The organism is Aquabacterium sp., from assembly GCF_004297345.1.
Lineage (GTDB): Bacteria > Pseudomonadota > Gammaproteobacteria > Burkholderiales > Burkholderiaceae_C > Aquabacterium.
In genome coordinates this window covers 1-4,509 of the sequence record NZ_SCTN01000007.1, presented here as the reverse complement: position 1 = coordinate 4,509, position 4,509 = coordinate 1, and the positions used below count along the sequence as shown (strand labels likewise).

The following is a 4,509-nucleotide window of genomic DNA, read 5'->3' as shown; positions in this document are numbered from 1 at the left end:
TGGCGGCCTTCAAGGGCCGCACCATCCACAGCTTCCACACCGAAGGTGCTGGTGGCGGTCACGCGCCTGACATCATGAAGGTGGTGGGCGAGCTCAATGTGCTGCCGTCGTCCACCAACCCGACGCGGCCCTTCACGGTCAACACGATCGACGAGCACCTCGACATGCTCATGGTCTGCCACCACCTGGACGCGTCCATTGCCGAAGACCTGGCCTTTGCCGAGAGCCGCATCCGCCGCGAAACCATCGCTGCAGAAGACATCCTGCATGACCTGGGCGCCATCAGCATGTTCAGCTCCGACTCACAGGCCATGGGCCGTGTGGGCGAAGTCATCATGCGCACCTGGCAGACTGCTCACAAGATGAAGGCGCAGCGCGGCAAGCTGCCGGGCGACACCGACCGCCACGACAACGCACGCGTCAAGCGCTACGTGGCCAAGTACACGATCAACCCGGCACTGGCCCACGGCGTGGCGCATGAGGTGGGCAGCATCGAAGAAGGCAAGTGGGCCGATCTGGTGCTGTGGAAGCCCGGCTTCTTTGGCGTCAAGCCCAGCCTGATCCTCAAGGGCGGCTTCATTGCGGCGGCGGCCATGGGCGATCCCAACGCCTCCATCCCCACGCCCCAACCCGTGCACTACCGCCCGATGTTTGGCGCTTTTGGTGGCGCACTGAGCCGCAGCTCACTGACCTTCATGAGCCAGGCTGCCATCAGCGCCGGGCTCCACCAGCAATACGGCTTGAAGAAGCAGATCGTTGGCGTGAAGGGTTGCCGTACCGTCAAGAAGACCGACATGGTGCACAACGCCTACATGCCCGTCATGGAGATTGACGCCCAGACCTATCAGGTGCGGGCTGACGGTCAGTTGCTGACTTGCGAGCCCGCGACGTCCCTGCCCATGGCGCAGCGCTACTTCCTGTTTTGAAGGACACTGGCAGCCTCAACAGGAATCGCTTTGCCCATGCTGACCGTCAACAAGCTTCTTCCCCAAGGCCAGGGCCTGGCCGCCGTGCTGCTCAAGCGCGCTGCATCCGTCGAACTGGACTGGGACGTGCGCCAAAAAAGCCGATTTGATGCCACCGACAGCACGGGCCGCGCCTTGGGCGTGTTCCTGCCGCGCGGCACTGCCGTGCGCGGTGGAGACGTGCTGGTGGCCGAAGACGGCTCGATGATTCGCGTGCTGGCCGCGCCTCAGCCTGTGCTGGTCATCACCCCATGCACCGAGCATGGCTCGCCCTTCGATCTGGTGCGTGCGGCCTACCATCTGGGCAATCGCCACGTTCAGATCGAGTTGCAGCCTGATCACCTCAAGATCGAACCCGATCATGTGCTGGCCGACATGCTGCGCGCCATGCACTTGACGGTCAAAGAGACAACGGCGGCGTTCGAGCCAGAAGGTGGCGCCTATTCGGCAGGTGGCCACGCGCATGGTCATGGACATGAACATGCCCATGCCAACCCCGCTCACGGCGAACCAGGCCACGTGCACGGGCCATCCTGCAACCATGGCCATGCACATGCAGCCACATCCGCGCCAGCTACGCCGGTTCAGGCTCCAGCGCCAGTGCGCGGCAAGCCCATCGGCATTGCCATCAAGTCGGCTCCGGCCACGCCGCATGTCCATGGCCCGGGCTGCAACCACGATCACGATGACGACCACGGTCATCATCATTGACCTGACTCATGCCGCGCGTTGTACCCCGCAGTGAAGCACTGAGCCCCGCTGCCCGCCTGCAATTGATGTGGCTGGCGTCCCCGGCCCTGCCGGTTGGTGGGTTCAGCTACTCCGAAGGGCTGGAGGCCGCCGTCGAATCGGGCCGTGTCACCAACGAGCATCAGGCCGCAGCCTGGTTGGTGGATCAACTGCACCTGAGCGTGGCCCGCGCCGATCTGGCCGTGGTGGGTCGCGCCATCCCCGCCTGGCAGCGTGGCGATCTGGCCCGTCTCCATGAGTTGAACAACTGGGTCACGCAAACACGTGAAACCAGCGAGCTTCGCCTGCAGACCGAGCAGATGGGCCGCTCACTCGTGGAATGGCTGCGCAACCGCACAGGCGCTGCCACCGTGCACGTGAGCGACGAGCGACTGGCCCAATGTGCCGCCCTCGCCCCCACGCCCACCTGGCCCATCGCCTTCGCCCTGGCCGTGGCCCACTGCCTGCCTGCGCCCGGCCCGCGCGGCAACGCAGAAACCATCAAAGAAGCCTTGCTGAGCTTCACCTTCGGCTGGGCCGAAAACATGGCCCAGGCCGCCATCAAGGTGGTGCCGCTTGGTCAAAGCGCTGGCCAACGCATCCTGCAAAGCCTGATCGACCAGATCCCGGCCGCCATCGACCACGCCATGAGCCTGCCCGACTCTCAACGGCAGGCCTTCACCCCCATGCTGGCCATCCTCAGCGCCCAGCACGAAACCCAATACTCACGCCTGTTCCGATCATGAGCAATCTGCACAACATCCCTGGCCGCACCAAGAAGCTTCCTCCCCTGCGCGTAGGCGTCGGTGGCCCCGTTGGCTCCGGCAAAACCACCTTGCTGGAAATGCTGTGCAAGACCATGCGCGAGCAGTACGACCTGGTCGTCATCACCAATGACATCTACACCAAGGAAGATCAGCGCCTGCTGACGGTAGCCGGCGCCCTGGATCCCAACCGCATCATGGGTGTGGAAACCGGTGGCTGCCCGCACACCGCCATCCGCGAAGACGCCTCCATCAACCTGGAAGCCGTGGACCGCATGCTGACGAAGTACCCCAATGCCGACATCGTCTTCATCGAATCCGGCGGCGACAACCTCGCTGCCACCTTCAGCCCTGAGCTCAGCGACCTCACCATCTACGTGATCGACGTGGCCGCCGGTGAAAAGATCCCACGCAAGGGCGGCCCCGGCATCACCAAGAGCGACCTCTTCGTCATCAACAAGACGGATCTGGCACCCTACGTGGGCGCCAATCTGGAGATCATGGAGGCCGACACCAAGCGCATGAGGCCTACTCGCCCCTTCGTGATGACCAACCTCAAGACGCAACAGGGCCTGGCTGACGTGATTGGCTTCATCGAAACCAAGGGCATGCTCAAGGCATAATGCCGCCTTCGTCCTTGATCTCGCCGTAGTTCAATGGATAGAACGGCCGCCTCCTAAGCGGCAAATACAGGTTCGATTCCTGTCGGCGGGACCACTGCATCGCCCTGATGCAGTTGAATGACATGGCTTGAAACGCGCAGAAATGAGCGCGTTCTCCTCAAGTTCGAACACCAGGATCCGAAAACGACTCAGACGTCGAGGCTTTCGGATGTGGCCTGACGCATTTCGAGTCAAGGTCCATATGGTCGCCTACACCACCTCAACATCCGACGACACCGATGTGCTGCATGCCGGCACGCATGTGTCGCCCTCCTTGCAAAAGCAATGTGTCCTGGACGCCGCCCAGCGAATGCGAAAGGGCGTGCTGCTTTACTCGGCCATCTGGGCCGTGCTGATGCAGGCGGACCACTACGTTGCACGGCACCCCTACTTTGCGCTGATCAACGGCCTGATGCTGCTTTTGGGCGCCGGCTTGCGCCTGGGCTACAACCGGGGGCTCAAGGAGCGGCTGGAGCACAACTTCCAGCGCACCCAGCTCATCTTTCGCGCGCAATCTCTGGCCTACAACACGTACTGGGGCACCTTGTGCGCCATCGTGCTGGTGGCGCCAGATGCAGAAAACCTGCGCTGGCTGATCCTGATGAGCACGGTCGGCATCACTGCGGGCGGCACGGTGATCGTGTCCATAGATGCCGTATTGCCTTTGCTGTACCCCCTGGGCACATTGGGCCCCACCTTGTTGGCCGTGTTGCCTCAGGGCGGCTCGGTCAACCTCGCCATCTCGGCCTTGATTGCCGTCTTTTTCGCCTACTCGCTGAGCATTTCCAGGCTGGTGGGCCGTGAGTACTGGGCTCGCCAGCACTCGCAAGCCTTGCTGGAGCAAAGGGCACTGGAGCTGGAAACGCTCAGCCGCACGGACGCCCTCACGCAAATCCCCAACCGACTGAAGTTCCAGGAGTCACTCGGTGTGGCTTGGCGAGACGCCCGTCGCCGTCAGGAGCCGCTTGCCATCGCCATGGTCGATCTGGATTATTTCAAGCACATCAACGACAACCACGGCCACCCCTTTGGCGATATCTGCCTTCAAGCTGCGGCCAGAGGGCTGTCCTCTGTTCTGCGTCGCCCTGTTGACATGGTGGCCCGTTTCGGCGGCGAGGAGTTCGTCGTGCTGATGCCCAATACAGATGAGGCTGGTGCATTGAAGGTGGCGCAGGCCATGCTCGACAAGATCAAGCAAACCTACATCAGCCAGGACGACCACTCGGTATTGCTCAGTTGCAGCATTGGCGTATCGGCCCAGCTTCCGGGCTTGGACTGCTGCAGTGCAGAAACCCTGGTCGAGGAGGCAGATATGGCCTTGTACTCTGCCAAACGAGCTGGCCGGGGCCGTGTGCAGCCCTACAAGCCATCCGAACAGGCAGCCCTCAC

The 4,509-nt window shown here is 62.6% G+C and carries 5 protein-coding genes and 1 tRNA gene; all 6 read left to right on the top strand.

What is annotated here, in order from left to right:
• Positions 1–926: urease subunit alpha (locus EPO09_RS00215; protein ID WP_290639009.1), on the top strand; the 926-nt coding region annotated here is incomplete at its 5' end.
• Positions 927–962: 36 nt separating this feature from the next.
• A complete protein-coding gene (gene ureE, locus EPO09_RS00210; RefSeq protein WP_290639007.1) occupies positions 963–1,676 on the top strand; it encodes an urease accessory protein UreE in 714 nt (237 codons plus the stop codon).
• An 8-nt stretch (positions 1,677–1,684) separates the two neighbouring features.
• Positions 1,685–2,440, top strand: coding sequence for an urease accessory protein UreF (locus tag EPO09_RS00205; protein ID WP_290639005.1), 756 nt, complete (start codon positions 1,685–1,687; stop codon positions 2,438–2,440).
• Entirely contained in the window at positions 2,437–3,081 is a 645-nt protein-coding gene (ureG, locus tag EPO09_RS00200; protein ID WP_290639003.1) for an urease accessory protein UreG, read from the top strand. Before EPO09_RS00205 ends, ureG begins: the two co-directional genes overlap by 4 nt.
• Before the next feature lie 19 nt (positions 3,082–3,100).
• Positions 3,101–3,175 (top strand) — tRNA-Arg (locus EPO09_RS00195).
• Between the two features lie 147 nt (positions 3,176–3,322).
• On the top strand, positions 3,323–4,509 hold a 1,187-nt coding region (locus tag EPO09_RS00190), incomplete at its 3' end, for a diguanylate cyclase (RefSeq protein ID WP_290639001.1).